Origin of the sequence: Rhodococcus sp. HM1, assembly GCF_023218075.1 — a bacterium.
In the GTDB taxonomy this organism is placed as follows: domain Bacteria; phylum Actinomycetota; class Actinomycetes; order Mycobacteriales; family Mycobacteriaceae; genus Rhodococcus.
Genome location: NZ_JALPTB010000207.1, coordinates 1 through 459, shown reverse-complemented (window position 1 = coordinate 459; position 459 = coordinate 1). Strand labels below are relative to the sequence as shown.

Sequence of the window (459 nt, the reverse complement as noted above, 5' to 3'; positions counted from 1 at the left end):
CATTGGCTGTGCGCCCTTCGAGCATGGCGGCGACTGGGCCGTCCCGCCCGCGATTGATGAGATCCGACAGAATGTTGGTATCGAGCAGATAGCGCACGATGCCGCTCACAGAACGACGTCTTCCGCCTCGAGATCCGGGATTTCGTCCAACCTGTCTTCCCGCGGAAGCGGTTCCAGCGACGCGATGAGAGCCTCGAGGCGAAGCCGGGGTCGAAGGATCAGGCTCCCATCGGGTTGTCGAGAGACCGACACTTCGTCGCCAGGCAATTCGAACTCCTTCGGAATTCGGACGGCTTGGCTGCGGTTATTCCTGAAGACCTTGGCGATGCGCTCCATGCTCACCTCCCGGCATATGGCTTAACATATGCCCACGTCGGCGACCGCACAAGCAAGGGTGGACCCTCCTCAGAACGCGACCTTGTCCCCGCCCTTCAGCGCCAGCATCTCCCGCGCCTCATC

1 protein-coding gene is annotated in these 459 nt (G+C 61.9%); it reads right to left on the bottom strand.

The window, feature by feature from the left end:
* Positions 1–105 precede the first annotated feature (105 nt).
* Complete coding sequence (locus tag M1M07_RS32440) at positions 106–336, bottom strand: antitoxin (RefSeq protein WP_147853608.1); 231 nt, start codon at positions 334–336, stop codon at positions 106–108.
* Between the last annotated feature and the right edge of the window lie 123 nt (positions 337–459).